The sequence below is a fragment of the uncultured Lentibacter sp. genome (genome assembly GCF_937123735.1).
In the GTDB taxonomy this organism is placed as follows: Bacteria; Pseudomonadota; Alphaproteobacteria; order Rhodobacterales; family Rhodobacteraceae; genus Lentibacter.
In genome coordinates this window covers 1-15,881 of sequence record NZ_CAKZKL010000029.1, presented here as the reverse complement: position 1 = coordinate 15,881, position 15,881 = coordinate 1, and the positions used below count along the sequence as shown (strand labels likewise).

General features: G+C 61.9%; 16 protein-coding genes. 8 read left to right on the top strand and 8 right to left on the bottom strand.

What is annotated here, in order from left to right:
• Positions 1 to 1,206, bottom strand: a 1,206-nt coding sequence (locus tag Q0478_RS09455) for an aldehyde dehydrogenase family protein (RefSeq protein ID WP_298678660.1), incomplete at its 3' end; no start/stop codon positions are given.
• 87 nt (positions 1,207 to 1,293) lie between these two features.
• Here Q0478_RS09455 and paaG point away from each other — a divergent pair.
• The 4 genes from paaG to Q0478_RS09435 are packed head-to-tail and all read left to right on the top strand — an operon-like array spanning position 1,294 to position 4,437.
• Positions 1,294 to 2,079, top strand: coding sequence for a 2-(1,2-epoxy-1,2-dihydrophenyl)acetyl-CoA isomerase PaaG (gene paaG, locus Q0478_RS09450; RefSeq protein ID WP_298678658.1), 786 nt, complete (start codon positions 1,294 to 1,296; stop codon positions 2,077 to 2,079).
• A gap of 2 nt (positions 2,080 to 2,081) precedes the next feature.
• Positions 2,082 to 2,519: a hydroxyphenylacetyl-CoA thioesterase PaaI gene (gene paaI / locus Q0478_RS09445; protein ID WP_298678656.1), complete on the top strand. Its 438-nt coding sequence runs from the start codon at positions 2,082 to 2,084 to the stop codon at positions 2,517 to 2,519.
• 3 nt (positions 2,520 to 2,522) lie between these two features.
• A complete protein-coding gene (paaK, locus tag Q0478_RS09440) occupies positions 2,523 to 3,836 on the top strand; it encodes a phenylacetate--CoA ligase PaaK (RefSeq protein WP_298678654.1) in 1,314 nt (437 codons plus the stop codon).
• 4 nt (positions 3,837 to 3,840) lie between these two features.
• Positions 3,841 to 4,437: a TetR/AcrR family transcriptional regulator gene (locus Q0478_RS09435; RefSeq protein ID WP_298678652.1), complete on the top strand. Its 597-nt coding sequence runs from the start codon at positions 3,841 to 3,843 to the stop codon at positions 4,435 to 4,437.
• Between the two features lie 103 nt (positions 4,438 to 4,540).
• On the opposite strand, the gene Q0478_RS09430 is transcribed toward Q0478_RS09435, so the two are convergent.
• From Q0478_RS09430 to pcaF, 6 genes are read right to left on the bottom strand one after another with little or no spacing between them, the layout of a single operon-like run.
• The gene (locus tag Q0478_RS09430; RefSeq protein ID WP_298678650.1) at positions 4,541 to 5,611 is read right to left on the bottom strand and encodes a 2Fe-2S iron-sulfur cluster-binding protein; all 1,071 of its coding nucleotides are present in this window, start codon (positions 5,609 to 5,611) and stop codon (positions 4,541 to 4,543) included.
• 12 nt (positions 5,612 to 5,623) lie between these two features.
• The gene (gene paaD, locus Q0478_RS09425; RefSeq protein ID WP_298678648.1) at positions 5,624 to 6,118 is read right to left on the bottom strand and encodes a 1,2-phenylacetyl-CoA epoxidase subunit PaaD; all 495 of its coding nucleotides are present in this window, start codon (positions 6,116 to 6,118) and stop codon (positions 5,624 to 5,626) included.
• A complete protein-coding gene (gene paaC / locus Q0478_RS09420) occupies positions 6,082 to 6,834 on the bottom strand; it encodes a 1,2-phenylacetyl-CoA epoxidase subunit PaaC (protein WP_298678646.1) in 753 nt (250 codons plus the stop codon). The genes paaD and paaC overlap by 37 nt, the downstream gene beginning before the upstream one ends.
• Position 6,835: 1 nt before the next feature.
• Positions 6,836 to 7,120: a 1,2-phenylacetyl-CoA epoxidase subunit PaaB gene (gene paaB / locus Q0478_RS09415; RefSeq protein ID WP_298678644.1), complete on the bottom strand. Its 285-nt coding sequence runs from the start codon at positions 7,118 to 7,120 to the stop codon at positions 6,836 to 6,838.
• A gap of 11 nt (positions 7,121 to 7,131) precedes the next feature.
• Positions 7,132 to 8,124, bottom strand: a complete 993-nt coding sequence (gene paaA / locus Q0478_RS09410) for a 1,2-phenylacetyl-CoA epoxidase subunit PaaA (RefSeq protein WP_298678642.1) — start codon at positions 8,122 to 8,124, stop codon at positions 7,132 to 7,134.
• Between the two features lie 13 nt (positions 8,125 to 8,137).
• The gene (gene pcaF / locus Q0478_RS09405) at positions 8,138 to 9,343 is read right to left on the bottom strand and encodes a 3-oxoadipyl-CoA thiolase (protein ID WP_298678641.1); all 1,206 of its coding nucleotides are present in this window, start codon (positions 9,341 to 9,343) and stop codon (positions 8,138 to 8,140) included.
• A 196-nt stretch (positions 9,344 to 9,539) separates the two neighbouring features.
• On the opposite strand from pcaF, the gene Q0478_RS09400 reads away from it, so the two are divergent.
• Genes Q0478_RS09400 through Q0478_RS09390 form a run of 3 tightly spaced genes read left to right on the top strand, consistent with a single transcriptional unit; the run spans position 9,540 to position 13,837 of the window.
• Positions 9,540 to 11,522 (top strand): acyltransferase family protein, encoded by a 1,983-nt coding sequence (locus tag Q0478_RS09400; RefSeq protein ID WP_298678639.1) that lies wholly within the window; start codon positions 9,540 to 9,542, stop codon positions 11,520 to 11,522.
• On the top strand, positions 11,515 to 13,074 hold the full coding sequence (locus Q0478_RS09395; RefSeq protein ID WP_298678637.1) for a GMC family oxidoreductase: 1,560 nt from the start codon (positions 11,515 to 11,517) through the stop codon (positions 13,072 to 13,074). Before Q0478_RS09400 ends, Q0478_RS09395 begins: the two co-directional genes overlap by 8 nt.
• Positions 13,067 to 13,837, top strand: a complete 771-nt coding sequence (locus Q0478_RS09390) for an SDR family oxidoreductase (RefSeq protein ID WP_298678636.1) — start codon at positions 13,067 to 13,069, stop codon at positions 13,835 to 13,837. Before Q0478_RS09395 ends, Q0478_RS09390 begins: the two co-directional genes overlap by 8 nt.
• On the opposite strand, the gene Q0478_RS09385 is transcribed toward Q0478_RS09390, so the two are convergent.
• Complete coding sequence (locus tag Q0478_RS09385) at positions 13,834 to 14,589, bottom strand: WecB/TagA/CpsF family glycosyltransferase (RefSeq protein ID WP_366914912.1); 756 nt, start codon at positions 14,587 to 14,589, stop codon at positions 13,834 to 13,836. The two genes, Q0478_RS09390 and Q0478_RS09385, sit on opposite strands and share 4 nt — an antisense overlap.
• Before the next feature lie 181 nt (positions 14,590 to 14,770).
• Here Q0478_RS09385 and Q0478_RS09380 point away from each other — a divergent pair, with 181 nt between their 5' ends.
• Positions 14,771 to 15,820 carry a Gfo/Idh/MocA family oxidoreductase gene (locus tag Q0478_RS09380; RefSeq protein ID WP_298678635.1) on the top strand — a complete coding sequence of 350 codons (1,050 nt, stop codon included), beginning with the start codon at positions 14,771 to 14,773 and terminating at the stop codon, positions 15,818 to 15,820.
• Positions 15,821 to 15,881: the final 61 nt, after the last annotated feature.

Here is a 15,881-nt window from a genome sequence, read left to right as displayed (position 1 = left end):
GAAACATGCAATGTTATGGGCGCCCGTTTTGTTGTGCGGATCATCATTTCTAAAAACAATTGGTGCCATGAAAGCTCCTTTATTTTTATCTGCTCCAATCACTTCAAAATCATCCAAATCACCAATAACAATGTTTTGCTCTTTCTGTAATAATTCAATATTTGCTCGCACACGTTCAACTTGTAAACGCGTTGCCAATGAACCCATTCTCACTGACTTGTCAGCTGGGTCTCCAACTGTATTTTTTGCCAATCTTGCCGCTAAAGCAGATTGCACATCATCCATCAATTCTTCAGGAACAATAACTCTTCGCACTGAAGTACATTTTTGACCTGCTTTTATGGTAATTTCTTTTTGAACTTCTTTGATGAAAATATCAAAATCCTTAGTTCCAGGAACAGCATCTTTACCTAATACTGCCGCATTCAAAGAATCACACTCTAGGTTAAAAGAAACGTTGTCATTTTGAATATTATCTAGGTTTCCGATTATTGCTCCTGTTGCAGCCGAGCCTGTAAAAGTCACGGTATCTTCTGCTCCAGCAAAATCAACAACACCTCTTCCTAGTCCAACAACAAGCTGTAAGGCACCTTCAGGTAAAATTTTAGAATCAATGATATCTCTTACCATTACTTCAGTCAAGTAACAGGTATATTCAGATGGCTTCACCACAGCCGGAACTCCAGCCAAAAGGTTCACTGCAATTTTTTCAAGCATCCCCCAAATTGGGAAGTTGAATGCGTTGATATGCACACCGACACCGTGGAGCGGTGTGCAGATATGCTGGCCAAGGAATGTGCCGTTGCGCGAAAGCTGCTCCACATCGCCGTCGACATAGACGTGCGCTTCGGGCAGCTCGCGCCGGCCCTTGGAGGCGAAGACAAACATCGTGCCGATGCCGCCGTCGATGTCGATCAGGTGGTCTTTCTGCGTGCCGCCCGTATGAAAGGAGAGGTCATAGAGCGCCTGCTTGTGCTCGGAAAGGGCCATGGCCAGCGCTTTGACCATCTTGGCGCGCTCATGGAAGTTGAGCTTGCGCAAGGCAGGCCCGCCAACGGCGCGGGCGTGTGCGAGCATGGCCTGAGTGTTGAGTGTCGCGTTGCCGATGCGCGCGAAGGCCTCGCCCGTGATCGCGCAGTCAACCTTGCGCGCTGTCTCATCAGGGGCGACCCACTGCCCCACTGCGTAGCTTGCAATCTCTCTCATGGCGCTCTCCTATTTCGCTTTGGATAATTTATTGACCAACCGTTCGGTTTATGCAAGCTTTGTCTGAGACGCTTTTGGGAGGATGCCATGTCGGACAGTATTTTGATCACAGATCATGGGCTTTGGCGCGAGATCACGCTGAATAGGCCCGACAAGCTCAATGCGTTTACCGAAGAGATGCACCTTGCGTTGCGTGCAGCCCTTGAGGCGGCGCGGGACAGTGGCGCGCGCGCGGTTTTGCTCACGGGGGCCGGGCGCGGCTTTTGTGCGGGGCAGGATCTGGGCGACCGTGACCCCAGCAAGATGGACGGCCCGCCCGACCTTGGCGACACAGTGCGCAGGTTTTACGCGCCGCTGGTGACCCTCATTCGCGCCCTGCCCTTCCCTGTTGTTTGCGCGGTCAACGGCGTGGCGGCGGGGGCCGGGGCCAATCTGGCGCTGGCCTGCGATATGGTTCTGGCCTCGGATAAGGCGAAGTTCATCCAGTCGTTCAGCAAGGTGGGGCTCATTCCCGACACGGGCGGCAGCTATCATTTGCCCCGCTTGCTGGGCGAGGCGCGCGCCAAGGGGCTGGCCTTTACGGCCGAGCCGATGAGCGCTGCGCAGGCCGAAGACTGGGGCCTCATCTGGCGCTCTGTGGAAGACGGGCAGCTGATGTTTGAAGCGCGCGGGCTGACCGAGCGGCTGGCCAACGGGCCCACACTTGGCCTGAGCCTGACCAAGGCGGCTATTCAGGCAGCCGCTGTGAACACGCTGGAAGAGCAGCTCGCGCTTGAGGCGGGCTATATGAAAACCTGCGGCGAGAGTGCGGATTATGCCGAGGGGGTGAGCGCTTTTCTGAACAAGCGCGCGCCTGTGTTCAAGGGAGACTGAGCATGACCCCGAAGGAACGCGCAGAGCGCGCCGCCGCCGCCATGTGGGCCGGAGACCGCGCCTCGGAGTGGATCGGCATGGAGCTGATTGAAGTGGATGAGGGTTATGCTGTGCTGGAGCTGACCGTGCAGGCACATCACACCAACGGCCACGGGACCTGCCACGGCGGTGTGAGCTTCATGCTCGCGGACAGCGCCTTTGCCTTTGCCTGCAACGCGCGCAACCAGAACACCGTGGGGCAGCACACATTCATGAGCTATCTTGCGCCCGGCTTTGAGGGTGACCGTTTGCGCGCCACGGCGCGGGAAGTGAGCCTGACGGGGCGCAGCGGGATTTATGACGTGGTGGTGCGCAATCAGGCGGGCAAGGTTCTGGCCGAGTTTCGCGGCATTTCCCGCGCAATTGCTGGCACACATTTTGACGAAGGCGGGGAGGCCTGAGAGATGAAAGATCTGACACCCAAGAAGAGCGATCTGGACCCCATTGAAGTGGCCTCGCGCGACGAGATCATGGCGCTTCAACTTGAGCGGATGAAGACCACGCTGCGCCACGCTTACGACAATGTGGCGATGTATAAAGAGCGCTTTGATGCGGCGGGGGTGCATCCGGATGACCTCAAGACGTTGGGTGACTTGGCGAAATTCCCCTTCACATACAAGGATGACTTGCGCGCGAACTACCCTTTTGGCCTTGCAGCTGTGCCGCGCGAGGAGCTGGTGCGCATCCATGCCTCTTCGGGCACAACGGGCAAACCCACGGTCGTGGTCTACACCCAGAACGACATTGACGTCTGGGCCGAAGTTGTCGCCCGCTCCTTGCGCGCCTCGGGCCTTAAGCGCGGCGACACGGTGCACAACGCTTACGGCTATGGCCTCTTCACCGGCGGACTGGGCGCGCATTACGGGATCGAGCGGCTCGGCGCGACCGTGGTTCCCATGGGCGGCGGGCAAACCGAAAAGCAGGTTGGCCTGATAACTGACTTCCAGCCACAGGGCATCCTGGTGACGCCCTCTTACATGCTCAACATCCTTGAGGGTTTTCACAAGGCGGGGATTGACCCGCGCAGCACGAGCCTTGATGTGGGCGTCTTTGGGGCCGAGCCCTGGACCAACGCCATGCGGCTTGAGGTGGAAGAGGCCTTTGATATGCACGCCGTTGATATTTATGGGCTTTCCGAAATCATCGGCCCCGGCGTGGCCAATGAATGTGTGGAGAGCAAGGACGGCTTGCACATCTGGGAAGATCACTTCTACCCCGAGGTCATAGACCCTGTGACAGGCGCGGTTTTGCCCGATGGCGCGGAAGGCGAGCTGGTCTTCACCACGCTCACCAAAACAGGCATGCCGATGATCCGCTACCGCACGCGCGATCTCACGCGCCTTCTGCCCGGCACGGCGCGCGCCATGCGGCGGATGCAAAAAATCACCGGGCGCTCGGATGACATGATCATCCTGCGCGGTGTGAATGTCTTCCCCACCCAGATCGAAGAGCAGGTCATGGCCACAGGCGGGCTTGCGCCCTACTTCCAGATCGAGCTTTACAAATCGGGCCGGATGGATGCGATGCGCGTGCTGGTGGAGGCCGCCCCCAACGCCGCCGACAACCTCTCGCGCGCGGCCGCCCAGCGGATGCTGACCAAGCACATCAAGGATATGGTCGGCGTCTCCACCGAAGTGGTCGTGGGCGATCCGGGCTCTGTGGCGCGCAGCCAGGGCAAGGCCGTGCGGGTCATCGACAACCGCAGCAAAGAGGGCTGAGGCCGTGGCCAGAACACAGGCAAAAGACCATGGCGCAAAACGCGAGGCAATCCTTGCCGCGGCGGCGCGCGTCTTTGCCAGTGAGGGGTTTGACCGTGCGAGCATGGCGGCGCTGGCGCAGGAAGCCGGCATCTCCAAGGCCAATATCTACCACTATTATGACAGCAAGGACGCGCTGCTCTTTGACTTGCTCAACGGCCATCTGAAAGCGCTGCGCGACAGGCTCGCCGCCGTGCCGCTTGCGGGCCTCACCCCGCCGCAAAAGCTGCAAGCGCTCTGCACTGAAGTGCTGCTGGCCTATCAGGGCGCGGACAACGCCCACCGCGTCCAAAGCGCCGGCATGGACCACCTGCCCGAAGCCGAGCGCAAAACCCTTGTCGGCTACCAACGCGATATGGTGCGCCAGCTCTCTGACGTCATCGCGCAAAACGCCCCCGAACATCTCGCCAATAACCCGGCCAAACTGCGCCGCATCACCATGTCGCTCTTCGGGATGCTGAACTGGCACTACATGTGGAACGCAGGGGCCGATGAGGCCGCGCGCCGCGCCTACGGCGCAGAAGTCGCCGCCCTCACACTCGGGGGGCTAAAGGCGCTCTAACCCTTTTTTATTGCTCTAAATATCCTGGGGGAGCGCGAGGGGGCAAAGCCCCCTCGCCCACCGCGGTTTGGCGCAGCCAAAGCGCAAAGCCTCAAGCGCAACCTCACTTGTCGTAATCAACCTTCACAACCGCGCTTACAGGGTAGCTCTGGCAGGACAGGATATAGCCCTTCTCGACTTCATAATCCTCCAGCGCGTGGTTGGCGCGCATGTCGACTTCGCCTTCCACCACGCGGCAGCGGCAGGTCGAGCAAACGCCCGCTTTGCAGGCAAAGGGCGCATCGAGCGCGTTGGCGCGGGCGATGTCGAGGATGCTGGTGGTGCCATCGGCCTCCAGCGTTTGGGTGGCCCCGTCGAGCGTGACCGAAAGTTTGACTTGGGCCGCAGCCGCTGCCGCGCGCGCGGCGGCGGGTTTGGCCAGCCGGCCCTGCTGGGCCGAGGCAAAGAGCTCGTATTTGATCTGGCTCTCGTCCAGCCCGTGGTCTTTCAGCGCCTTGGCGATGCCGAGCATCATGGGCTCTGGCCCGCAGATGAAGGCCGTGTCTATCGCCTTGATATCAATCCAGCTTTTGAACAGTTCGGCGCATTTTTCTTCGCTCACAAGCCCCGAGAACAGCTCGATGTCCTGCGCGTCCTGCTCCAGGATATGGATCACAGTGAAGCGGCCCATATAGAGGTTTTTTAAATCCTCCAGCTCTTCGCGGAACATGATCGTGGACACGCCCTTGTTGGCATAGACCAGCGTGAAATCGGCATTCGGCTCGGCTGCGAGCGTGGTTTTGATGAGCGAAAGCACCGGCGTGATGCCAGAGCCGCCTGCAAAGCCGAGGTAGCTTTTGGAGGATGCCGCATCCAGCGGGGTGAAGAAGCGGCCCATGGGCGGCATGGCCTCCAGCCGTTCGCCCACTTTCAGCTCTTCATTGGCCCATGTAGAGAAGGCCCCGCCATCGACCCGTTTGATGCCGACTTGCAAGATGCCGTCGTCCTTGCCAGCACAGATCGAGTAGCTGCGGCGGATTTCCGCGCCGTCAAAATCACGCCGGAAGGTGAGATACTGGCCTTGGGTAAAGTCAAATTCGCGCGCCGCGCTGTTCACCGGCTTGAGCGTAACGACAACGGCGTCGCGGATGGTTTTGCGCACATCTGTGACTTCGAGTTCATGAAAGCGGGCCATGGGCTGTGCTCCTCAGATACATTTGAAATAATCAAAAGGCTCAAGGCAGCTTTTGCAGCGCCACTGGGCCTTGCAGGGGGTGGAGCCGAACTGGCTCAGGCGCTCCAAGTGCTGGCTTTGGCAGCGCGGGCATTGCTGGGGGCCACCCGCGGGCTGGGGTGGCGCGATGCCATAGGCTTCCAGCTTGGCGCGGCCTGACTCTGTAAGCCAGTCTGTTGTCCAGGGTGGCGAGAGCTGGCGTTTGAGCGTGAGCTTTTCGATGCCGCGCGCGCGCAGGGCGGTTTCGATATCAAGGTTGATGACGCTGGTGGCCGGGCAGCCCGAATAGGTTGGCGTCACGGTCACTTCAAGCGTCTCGCCCGCCCATTCCACATGGCGGATGATGCCCAGATCGGTCAGCGAGATCACGGGGATCTCGGGATCGGGCACCTCATCGAGCCACGCGTAGACCTGCTCTACACTTGCCTGTGTCACCACGCGGCCCCCGGGTAGGCGCGTTGCAGCCATTGCATTTGCGTGAGGATATGGCCGAGGTGCTCGGTGTGCATCTTGCCTGTGCGCCCGCCTTTGTGGGCAAAGCGACTGTCGGGCAAGCTGAGCGTGGCTTCGGCCATAGTGGCCGCGAGGGCTTCGTCATAGGGCGCGCGCAGGCTGGCCAGATCGGGCGCGAGGCCCGCTTCGGCGGCGGCGGTGTCCACTGCATCGGGTGTGAACAGCTCGCCCACATAGGGGTAGAGATAGTCCAGTGCCTCTTGCATACGCTTGTGGCTTTCGGCTGTGCCATCGCCCAGCCCGATCACCGTGTCGCGCGAGCGCTCGACATGGTAACTCACCTCTTTCACGGCCTTGTCGGCAATGTCGCTGACGCGCTTTTCGCTGGAGCCTTGCAGCGCTTTCAGCATCAGCAAGTGCCATTCATCAAAAAGATACTGGCGCATGAGCGTGCGGCCAAAATCGCCATTTGGCAGCTCGCAGAGGAGCGCGTTGCGGAACTCCCAGGCATCGCGCAGAAAGGCGAGATCATCGGCGGTTTTGCCGCTGCCCTCTTCCTCGGCGGCGAGGCCGAGCCAGAGCTGGGTCTGGCCGATGAGATCGAGCGCGGTGTTGGCGAGCGCGATGTCTTCTTCCAAGACAGGCGCATGGCCGCACCACTCGGAGACACGGTGGCCCAGAATGAGGGTGTTGTCGCCCATGCGCAGAGCAAAGTCGTAGAGCGTGCTCATGCTACATGGCCCCCACGTCTTCGGGGATGTCAAAGAAGGTGGGGTGGCGGTAGACCTTGCTTTCGCTTGGTTCATACATCGGGCCTTTGTCCGAGGGGCTGGAGGCGGTGATATGCGCGGCCTCGACCACCCAGATTGACTGGCCTTCGTTGCGGCGCGTGTAAACATCGCGGGCGTTCTTGATTGCCATTTCGGCGTCTGGCGCGTGCAGGCTGCCGACGTGACGGTGGCTCAAGCCATGTTGGCCGCGGATGAAGATTTCCCAGAGGGGCCATTCTTTAGACATGTCTCTGCTCCTTATTCCGCAGCGGTTTTGAGGACGGCGCGCTTTTCAGCGTGGGCCATAAGGCCTTCGCGCACCCATGCGCCATTGTCCCAGGCGGCGTTGCGCTTTTCCATGCGGTCCACATTGCAGGGGCCGTTGCCTTGGAGCACGTCAAAGAACTCGTCCCAATCGGGCTCGGAGAAGTCGTAGCCGCCTTTCTCTTCGTTCCATTTGAGGTTTTCATCGGGCACGGTGAGGCCAAGATATTCGGCCTGCGGCACGGTCTGATCGACAAATTTCTGGCGCAGCTCGTCGTTGCTGTCCATTTTGATCTTCCACGCCATCGACTGTGCAGAGTGCACCGAGTCCTTGTCGGAGGGGCCAAACATCATCAGGCTCGGATACCAGAGGCGGTTCAAGGCATCCTGCGCCATTTTCTTTTGCGCCTCAGTGCCTTGGGCCATTTTCATCATGATGTCGTAGCCCTGACGCTGATGGAAGCTCTCTTCCTTGCAGATGCGGATCATCGCGCGGGAGTATGGGCCATAGGAAGTGCGCTGGAGCGGCACCTGGTTCATGATCGCCGCGCCATCGACAAGCCAGCCGACTGCGCCGATATCGGCCCAGTTGAGCGTGGGGTAGTTGAAGATCGAGGAGTATTTCATCCGCCCGTCAAGGAGCTGTTCGGTGAGCTCGTCGCGACTCACACCCAGCGTTTCGGCGGCGGCGTAGAGGTAGAGGCCGTGGCCCGCCTCGTCCTGCACCTTGGCCAGAAGGATCGCTTTGCGCTCCAGCGTGGGCGCGCGGGTGATCCAGTTGCCTTCGGGAAGCTGGCCGACGATCTCGCTATGCGCGTGCTGGCCGATCTGACGGATGAGGGTTTTGCGGTAGCCCTCCGGCATCCAGTCTTTTGGTTCGATCTTGATATCGGCGTCGATACGGTCCTGAAAGGCCGCTTCCTCGGCGCTCATCTCTTCGCGGGATTTGACGCCGGCGCCGGTTGATTTGACCATCTGTGCATACATGACTGTGTCCTCCTCAGACCCGTTCGATGATTATGGCTGCGCCCTGGCCTACGCCAACGCACATGGTGCAAAGTGCATAGCGCCCGCCACGGCGCTTGAGTTCGTAAGCCGCTGTCATGACAAGGCGCGCGCCTGACATGCCGAGCGGATGGCCAAGCGCGATGGCGCCGCCGTTGGGATTGACGTGTTCGGCATCATCGGCCACACCGAGCGCGCGCAGGGTTGCGAGACCTTGCGAGGCGAAAGCTTCGTTGAGCTCGATCACCTCCATATCTTCAATGCCAAGGCCTGCACGGGCGAGCACCTTCTGGCTGGCTGGCACGGGGCCGATGCCCATGATACGCGGGGCCACACCGGCGACCGACATGCCCACGACGCGGGCGATGGGGGTAAGGCCCTGCGCCTGTGTGGCGGCCTCGGAGGCCATGAGCATCGCCGCGGCGCCATCATTGACGCCTGAGGCATTGCCAGCGGTGACGCTCTTGCCCTCACCGTTGAGGGCGCGCAGCTTGGCGAGGCTTTCTGGCGTTGTGCCAGCGCGGGGGTGCTCATCGGTGTCAAAGACACGCGGATCGCCCTTGCGCTGTGCAATTTCCACGGGGGTGATTTCGTCGGCAAACTTGCCAGCCGCCTGAGCGGCTTCAAAGCGGGCTTGGGAGCGCGCGGCGAAAGCGTCCTGATCTTCGCGGGAGATGCCGAAATCTTCGGCCACATTGTCGGCGGTTTCGGGCATGGAATCGGTGCCGTATTGCGCCTTCATTTTCGGGTTCACAAAACGCCAGCCGATGGTTGTATCATACACCGCATTGCTGCGCGAAAAGGCGGTTTCGGCCTTTGGCATCACGAAAGGCGCGCGGCTCATGCTCTCGACCCCGCCGGCGATGGCCATGTCATAATCGCCTGCCTTGATGGCGCGGGCGGCCATGCCGACAGCGTCCATGCCGCTTGCGCAGAGGCGGTTGAGCGTGGTTCCGGGAACCTCGATGGGCAGGCCCGCGAGAAGGGCTGCCATGCGGGCCACATTGCGGTTGTCTTCGCCTGCCTGATTGGCGGAGCCGTAGATCACATCGTCAATCGCGGCCCAATCTAGCGAGGGGTTGCGCGCCTTCAAAGCGGCAATGGGCAGCGCGGCCAGATCATCGGTGCGCACAGACGAGAGCGCGCCGCCGTAGCGGCCAATGGGGGTGCGGGTTGCATCACAAATGAAGGCGTGAGCCAAGGCGGCGTCTCCTGATCGGGGGTCCTGTTGCGAGGTGAGTTTGCACTGCACACAGATTCGGCGCAAGCAATATGTTACGAATTTGCGGCCTTTGCGAAAAATTTAGTAACGCGTTGAGGGCGCGTCGATGATCAAAATATTGCCGCATTCTTGCGATACCTCCCCTGGAAGGCACGATTTGACGCAAAGTTGACCCATGACGCGAAATGCAGGCACTTACCGCCCCGAGATTGACGGGCTGCGCATGATCGCGGTGGTGGCTGTGGTGCTGTATCACTTCGGCCTGCCCGGCCTTGGCGGCGGGTTTGCCGGTGTCGATGTGTTCTTTGTCATCTCGGGCTATCTCATCGGCGGGATCTTGTGGCGCGAGGCCGAGGCGACAGGGCGCATTTCGCTTGCGCGCTTTTACATCCGCCGTGTGAAGCGGCTCGCGCCGGCTTTCTTTGCCATGGTTTTGGCGGTGAGCCTTGTGGCCTGGCTGGTGTTGTTGCCGTTTGAGTTGCGCGCCTATGGCAAATCGCTCATCGCGGCGACGGTTTTTCTGAGCAATGTGCTTTTCTACCGCGACGCCGGGTATTTTGACACGGGCGCAGAGACCAAGGTGCTGTTGCACACATGGTCGCTCTCTGTGGAGGAGCAGTTCTATATTTTCCTGCCGCTCGTTTGCCTGCTGCTCTTGCGCTGGAAGCGGGTGTTTCTGGGCGCGCTCTGGCTGTGTTTTGCCGCCTCGCTGGCCAGCTCTGTCTGGCTGACGCCGACACATCAGACCGCCACCTTCTATCTCTTCCCCTTTCGCGCTTGGGAGCTTTTGGCGGGCGTTTTGCTGGCCATTCACAGCCACGGGCGCGCGCCTTTGAAGGCGGGCGCATGGGTGAGCTGGCTGGGGCTGGCGCTTGTGGTGGGCAGCCTTGTGATGATTGACGCCGCACGCGGCTTTCCGGGCTGGCAGGTACTTTTCCCCGTGCTGGGAACCGTGCTTTTGCTCGCCAACGGGCAGGCCGGCAATGCTGTGAACGCAGCCCTGAGCCTGCGCTTGCCGGTGTTTGTAGGCAAGATTTCCTATTCGCTTTATCTCTGGCACTGGCCTGTTTTTGTGCTCTCGCTTTATTGGCGCGGTGCGTATGCGGGCTGGCATGAGGCCGCGCTCTGGATGGCGCTGAGTGTGGTGCTGGCCACGCTGAGCTGGCGCTATGTCGAGACCCCTTTTCGCCGGATGGAACCGGGCGGCTGGGCTGTTCTGGGCGCGCTGGCTATGCCGTCGGTGCTCGCTCTGGGCCTCGGGGCGCTGGCCTATGTGAAAGACGGGCTGCCCAGCCGTTTTGACAGCGCCACGCAGGCGCATATTGCTGCGAGTGCTGATTTTTTGCAGGACTTCTCGCGCTGTTATGTGCCGCGTGAGGGGGCGTTTGAGGGCGTGGAGCTTTGCCCCATCGGGCCTGAGGGCGCGCCTGAGGTGCTGATCTGGGGCGACAGCCATTTGCGGGCAATGAAAGAAGGGCTGGAGCAGGCCGCCTGGGAGGCTCAGACCCCTGCCCTCATCATCTGGCGCGCGGGCTGCCCGCCGCTCTTTGGCGTTGAGAAGACCGAGAGCTACGCCACAGCGGCGCAGGATGCGGCCTGCGCGACAGACAAAGCGGTGATCGCGCGGGATATGGCCACGCTTGCAGCGGTGCGCGATGTGCTGCTTGTGGGGCGCTGGAGCTATTACGCGAGCGGCACGGGTGTGGGCCGTGATCTGCACAACACCATTGCGCTCAGCGGCTTTGGCGCGGCAGACAACCCGGGCGTGCTGCGCGCAGGGCTGGCGGAGACGCTGCCACGGTTGACAGCACAGTTTGGCCGCGTGCATGTGCTCGAGCAGATGCCGGAAATTCCGCTTTATGACAGCCGCGATGTGGCGCGGCAGATGGCGCACGGGCGCTTGAGCGCCGCAGAGCTGGGCGCGCTGGCCACGGTTGCGCGCGCAGATGTGGACGCGCGGCAGGCAGGGGCGCGGGAGGCGCTTAGCACGGCGCCGATGATCCGGATCGGTGATGCGGTCTGTGAGGGCGCGCGCTGCTCGGCCTTGCAGGGCGCGGCGAGCTGGTATTTTGACAACAACCACATCACCAACACCGCCGCGCGCGCGCTTGCAGGCGCTTTCAAGCCGCTGTTTGAGGGGCGTTTGGGCGATGAGTGAGCTGTTGCGCGCCTCTTGGGATGTGGTCGTCATCGGCACCGGCATGGGCGGCGGCACGCTGGGCCGCGCACTGGCTGAGGCGGGCAGGAAAGTGCTCTTCATCGAAAAGGGGCCAGCGGGACACAGGCGCGAGGAAACGCCGCTCAGCCACGAGATATTCGTGCCCGAGGCGCGGCTGGCACGGGGGCTTTGGCCCACGCCCCTACGCGCTGTGGTGGACGGGCGCGAAGAGCGCTTTTACGGCCCGCTTGGCGCTGGGGTTGGCGGCAGCTCGGTGTTTTATGCCGCCAAGCTGGAGCGCCCTGCCCCACAGGATCTGGACACAACCAAGGCCATGCCGCACCCGACGGGCGGCTGGCCTGTCAGTTTCGCGGCCTTTGAACCCTATCTTGCGCAAGCGGAGGCGATGTATGAGGTGCGCGGCGAGGTGGATGCGCTCAGCCCCGCACCGAGCCGCGCGCTGCCAGCGCCGCCCGAAATGAGCGCGGTGGACCGCGTGATAGCAGAGCGCTTGCGCGCGGCGGGGATGCACCCTTACCATTTGCACACGGCGGTGAAACATATCGCGGGCTGCAAGAGCTGCCTTGGCTTCAAATGCCCGATGACTTGCAAAATGGATGCCCGCTCCGCAGGGGTGGAGCCTGCTTTGGCCACAGGCAACGCGGCGCTCTTGCACAGCGCAGAGGTGACACAGCTTCTGGGCGACGGGCAGCGGATCAGCGCGATAAAGCTCCGGCTAGACGGGGTGACGCATGTTCTCAGCGCGCCAGTGTTTGTGCTCGCGGGCGGAGCCTTTGGCAGCCCGCGGCTTTGCCTTGGCTCCGCGAGCGAGGCCTTCCCCGAAGGTGTGGGCAACCAAAGCGGGCTTGTGGGGCGCGGGCTGATGTTCCACCTCAACGAGATGTTTGCTGTCTGGTCCGGCATAACCGGCGGCGGGCCTTCAGAGGCGGTCGGCTTTCGCGACCTTTTGCACCACAAGGGCGCGCGGCTTGGCATGGTGCAGGCGATGGGAATTGATGCCTCTTACGGCGAGATATTGCATTTTTTGCGCCTGCGGCTTGCGCGCAGCGGGCTGGGGCAAAACCGGCTGATGCAGGCCGCCGCGCGGCTGCCTGCGGCGCTGGTGGCGCAGCTCTTGGGCAATGCCAATATCTTTGTCGGCCTGATGGAAGACCTTGCCTATGACGAAAACCGGGTTTTGCCGCCTGATGGCACGCAGATTGCCTTTGAATACAGGCTATCCGAGGAGCTTCTGGCGCGCCGCCGTCTGTTTCGCCGGGCCATCAAGCGCGCCTTCAAAGGCCAGCGGCAGATGTTTTTGAGCCGTGCCCCAGAGCTGAATTATGGCCACCCCTGCGGGACGATGCGCTTTGGCAAAGACCCCAAGCGCGCGGTGCTGAATGGCACGGGGCGCGTTCATACGCTGGCGAACCTTTATGTGGCGGATGCGAGTTTTATGCCAAGCGCGATGGGTGTGAACCCCTCGCTCACCATTGCGGCGCAGGCGTTGCGCGTGGCGGAGGCGATAGCGGAAAGGACAACAGATGGCTGAGGCTGACAAGCGGTTATTGAGCGGTGTGGCTGTTGTGACAGGGGCCGGCTCGGGGCTTGGGCGCGCACTGGCGCGCGCATTGGCCGATAAGGGCCTGCGCGTGGCGGCGCTTGGGCGCAGGCAGGCCGCGCTTGAAGAGACCGCAGCGGGGCATGAGCACATCTTGCCGCTGGCCTGTGATGTGGCCGATGCCACCGCGCTGGGGGCGGCTTTTGCCCGGCTGCGCCAAGAGCTTGGCCCTGTGAGCCTGCTGGTGAACAATGCCGCCGTCTATCCGCGCCGCGACCTCTTTGAGGAAACCCAAGCGCGGTTCATGGAGACGGTGGCGGTCAACCTCGGGGGGTATTTCGGCGCAACCCGGCTGGCGCTGGAGGATATGGCCGAGGCGGGCTTCGGGCGGATCCTCAATGTGGCGAGCTTTGCCGATATGGCGCCGCTGCCGGCCTCGGCGGCCTATTCTGTTTCCAAGGGCGCAGGGCGCATTCTGACCCGTGCGCTTGTGGCCGATCTGGCCGACCGCTTTCCCGATATTGTCATCACCGACTGGCTGCCCGGAGAGCTGGCCACCGAGATGGGCCTGCCCGAGGGGTTGCCGCCGCAGGTGGCGGCCGAATGGGGCGCGACCCTGGCGCTCTGGCACGCGCACAGCTTGAACGGGGTGATTTTTGAGCGTGACCGCGAGTTGCCGCCCGCGCGCAGCCTGAAGGCGCGCCTCAAGGACAGGCTGCTCTTGCGCCGCCCAAAGCCCTTGCGCCGGCTCTAGCGCAGCGCCAGCGCCTCGCGCAGCAGCCGTGGCAAGATAACAAGACAGCGCGCATACCGCGGCCCCAGCCGCAGCGGGGCCGCGGCCGCACGCCAGGCCCATTCCAGAGCGAGCCAGCGCACCCAGCCTGGCGCACGCTGTTGCGCGCCCGAAAGAAAATCCAACCCCGCGCCCACCGACACAAAGCCAAGCTTGGGGGTGCGGCTGCGCCCGATGGCCGCAAAAACCTCCTGTTTTGGCGCGCCGAGGGCCAGAAACACGAGCCCGGCACCACTGTCTGCCAGCGCATCCAGCTGGGTGACAGCGGCGGGGCTGGCGGGGTCAAACCCCATCGGCGGCGCGATCTGGCAAACGATTTGCAGCCCCGGCACCTTGGCGCACAACACCTCTGCTGCGCGCGCAAGGCTGCGCTCACTGGCTCCAAACAGAGCCACGGGCACCTGCTGCGCGGCGGCGAGCTGTGCCAGAGGCAAGACCAGTTCAGACCCCGGCAGAAGCGAGACCGGACGGCGCGCCAACCGCGAGAGCCACACCACGGGGTTGCCATCAGCGACCACGAAATCCTGCGCCGCATAGGCCTGTGCAAAGCTCTGCAAGCGCGACATCTTCACCAGGTGATCCAGATTGAGCGTTGCCAGCGCAAAGCCCTGACCGCGTGCGAATCTCTCGCGCAGCGCCGCGAAAAGCGCCGCCTTATCGGCCATATTGACCGTAATTTCGCATCCATTGGCCTTAAAAATCAAACCACTCACCCGATCTTCAGCGTTTTGCGCCAGGCTGGCGCGCTCGGTCTACGTCTAGCGATAAAAATTGCTCAAAATTTGACAGATGCCGCAGTCTTGCCATTTTTTTCCGTCAGATTGCAGAAAAGTTTGAAGGTCTCCCGCCCGCCAAGGGGCTGTTGCGGGATGCCGGGTGCTATCGGAGGTGGCTTTGGGACAAGTTGCAATTGTCGGCTGTGGCTTTGTGGCCGATTTATACATGCACGCCTTTGCCGCGCACCCGCAGATCGAGATTGTGGGGTGTTTTGATCAGGACAAGGCGCGCCAGAAGGCCTTTGCCAGCCATTGGGGCCTGCGCGAGGCGGCCGATTTTGACAGGCTGGCACAGGACGTGGCCGGCCGGGGGCTCTTGCTCAATCTGACCAATCCGCGCGCACATTTTGAGGTGAACACCGCCGCGCTAGAGGCCGGCTGTCATGTGTTTTGCGAAAAACCCCTGGCCATGAGCTATGAGGAGGCCGCCGCGCTTCAGGCGCTGGCCACGCGCCGCGGGCTTCAGCTTGGCACGGCCCCCTCCTCTGTCTTGGGCGAAGCGGCTCAGACCCTGGCCCGCGCGGTGCGCTCTCAGCGGTATGGCACGCCCCGGCTGGTCTATGCGGAGCTGGACGACGGCTTTGTGGCCCAAGCGCCGTTGGAGCATTGGGTGAGCGCCAGCGGCGCACCTTGGCCCTATGAGGATGAATTCCAGGTGGGCTGCACGCTGGAGCACGCGGGATATTATCTCAGTTGGTTGATTGCCATCTTCGGACCGGTGGCTCGGGTGACGGCCTTTTGCAGCGAGATATTGGCCGAAAAGCGCGGAGTCACGGGGGGGGCGCCAGATTTCTCGGTGGCGCTGCTGGAGTTTGAGCAGGGTCCGCTCGTGCGGCTGACCTGCTCGATTGTGGCTCCGCATGACCACCGTTTCAGGCTGATGACCGACAAGGGTGTTCTTGCGGTGAAACAGGCCTGGGACAACAGCGCAGCGGTGCGCTTTCACAAGCGCCTGCGCCTGCGGCGGCGCTTGTTGGAGAACCCCTGGGGCCAGCGCATCGGTTTGCCAAGCAAAACAACCCACCCCAAGCTGTCGCGCAAGGGTGCGGCCGCCATGAATTTTGCGCTCGGGCCCGAGGAGATGCTGGGTGCCATCGCGGCCAGCCAGCCCAGCCGTTTGAGCGGCGATTATGCGCTGCATCTCACCGAGGTTGTTGGTTTTCATTGAGAACTGACCCGGTATTTTCACCGAGATTTGACCCACCCTTTATTGTTTATCAGCGGTCATG

Excerpts from the sequence above, each read along its gene's own strand:
- paaI (WP_298678656.1), top strand. The coding sequence starts at position 2,082 with ATGACCCCGAAGGAACGCGCAGAGCGCGCCGCCGCCGCCATGTGGGCC.
- paaG (WP_298678658.1), top strand. The coding sequence starts at position 1,294 with ATGTCGGACAGTATTTTGATCACAGATCATGGGCTTTGGCGCGAGATC.
- Q0478_RS09395 (WP_298678637.1), top strand. The coding sequence starts at position 11,515 with ATGAGTGAGCTGTTGCGCGCCTCTTGGGATGTGGTCGTCATCGGCACC.
- paaD (WP_298678648.1), bottom strand. The coding sequence starts at position 6,118 with ATGGCTGCAACGCGCCTACCCGGGGGCCGCGTGGTGACACAGGCAAGT.
- paaA (WP_298678642.1), bottom strand. The coding sequence starts at position 8,124 with ATGTATGCACAGATGGTCAAATCAACCGGCGCCGGCGTCAAATCCCGC.
- Q0478_RS09390 (WP_298678636.1), top strand. The coding sequence starts at position 13,067 with ATGGCTGAGGCTGACAAGCGGTTATTGAGCGGTGTGGCTGTTGTGACA.
- Q0478_RS09430 (WP_298678650.1), bottom strand. The coding sequence starts at position 5,611 with ATGGCCCGCTTTCATGAACTCGAAGTCACAGATGTGCGCAAAACCATC.
- Q0478_RS09400 (WP_298678639.1), top strand. The coding sequence starts at position 9,540 with ATGACGCGAAATGCAGGCACTTACCGCCCCGAGATTGACGGGCTGCGC.
- paaK (WP_298678654.1), top strand. The coding sequence starts at position 2,523 with ATGAAAGATCTGACACCCAAGAAGAGCGATCTGGACCCCATTGAAGTG.
- paaB (WP_298678644.1), bottom strand. The coding sequence starts at position 7,120 with ATGTCTAAAGAATGGCCCCTCTGGGAAATCTTCATCCGCGGCCAACAT.
- paaC (WP_298678646.1), bottom strand. The coding sequence starts at position 6,834 with ATGAGCACGCTCTACGACTTTGCTCTGCGCATGGGCGACAACACCCTC.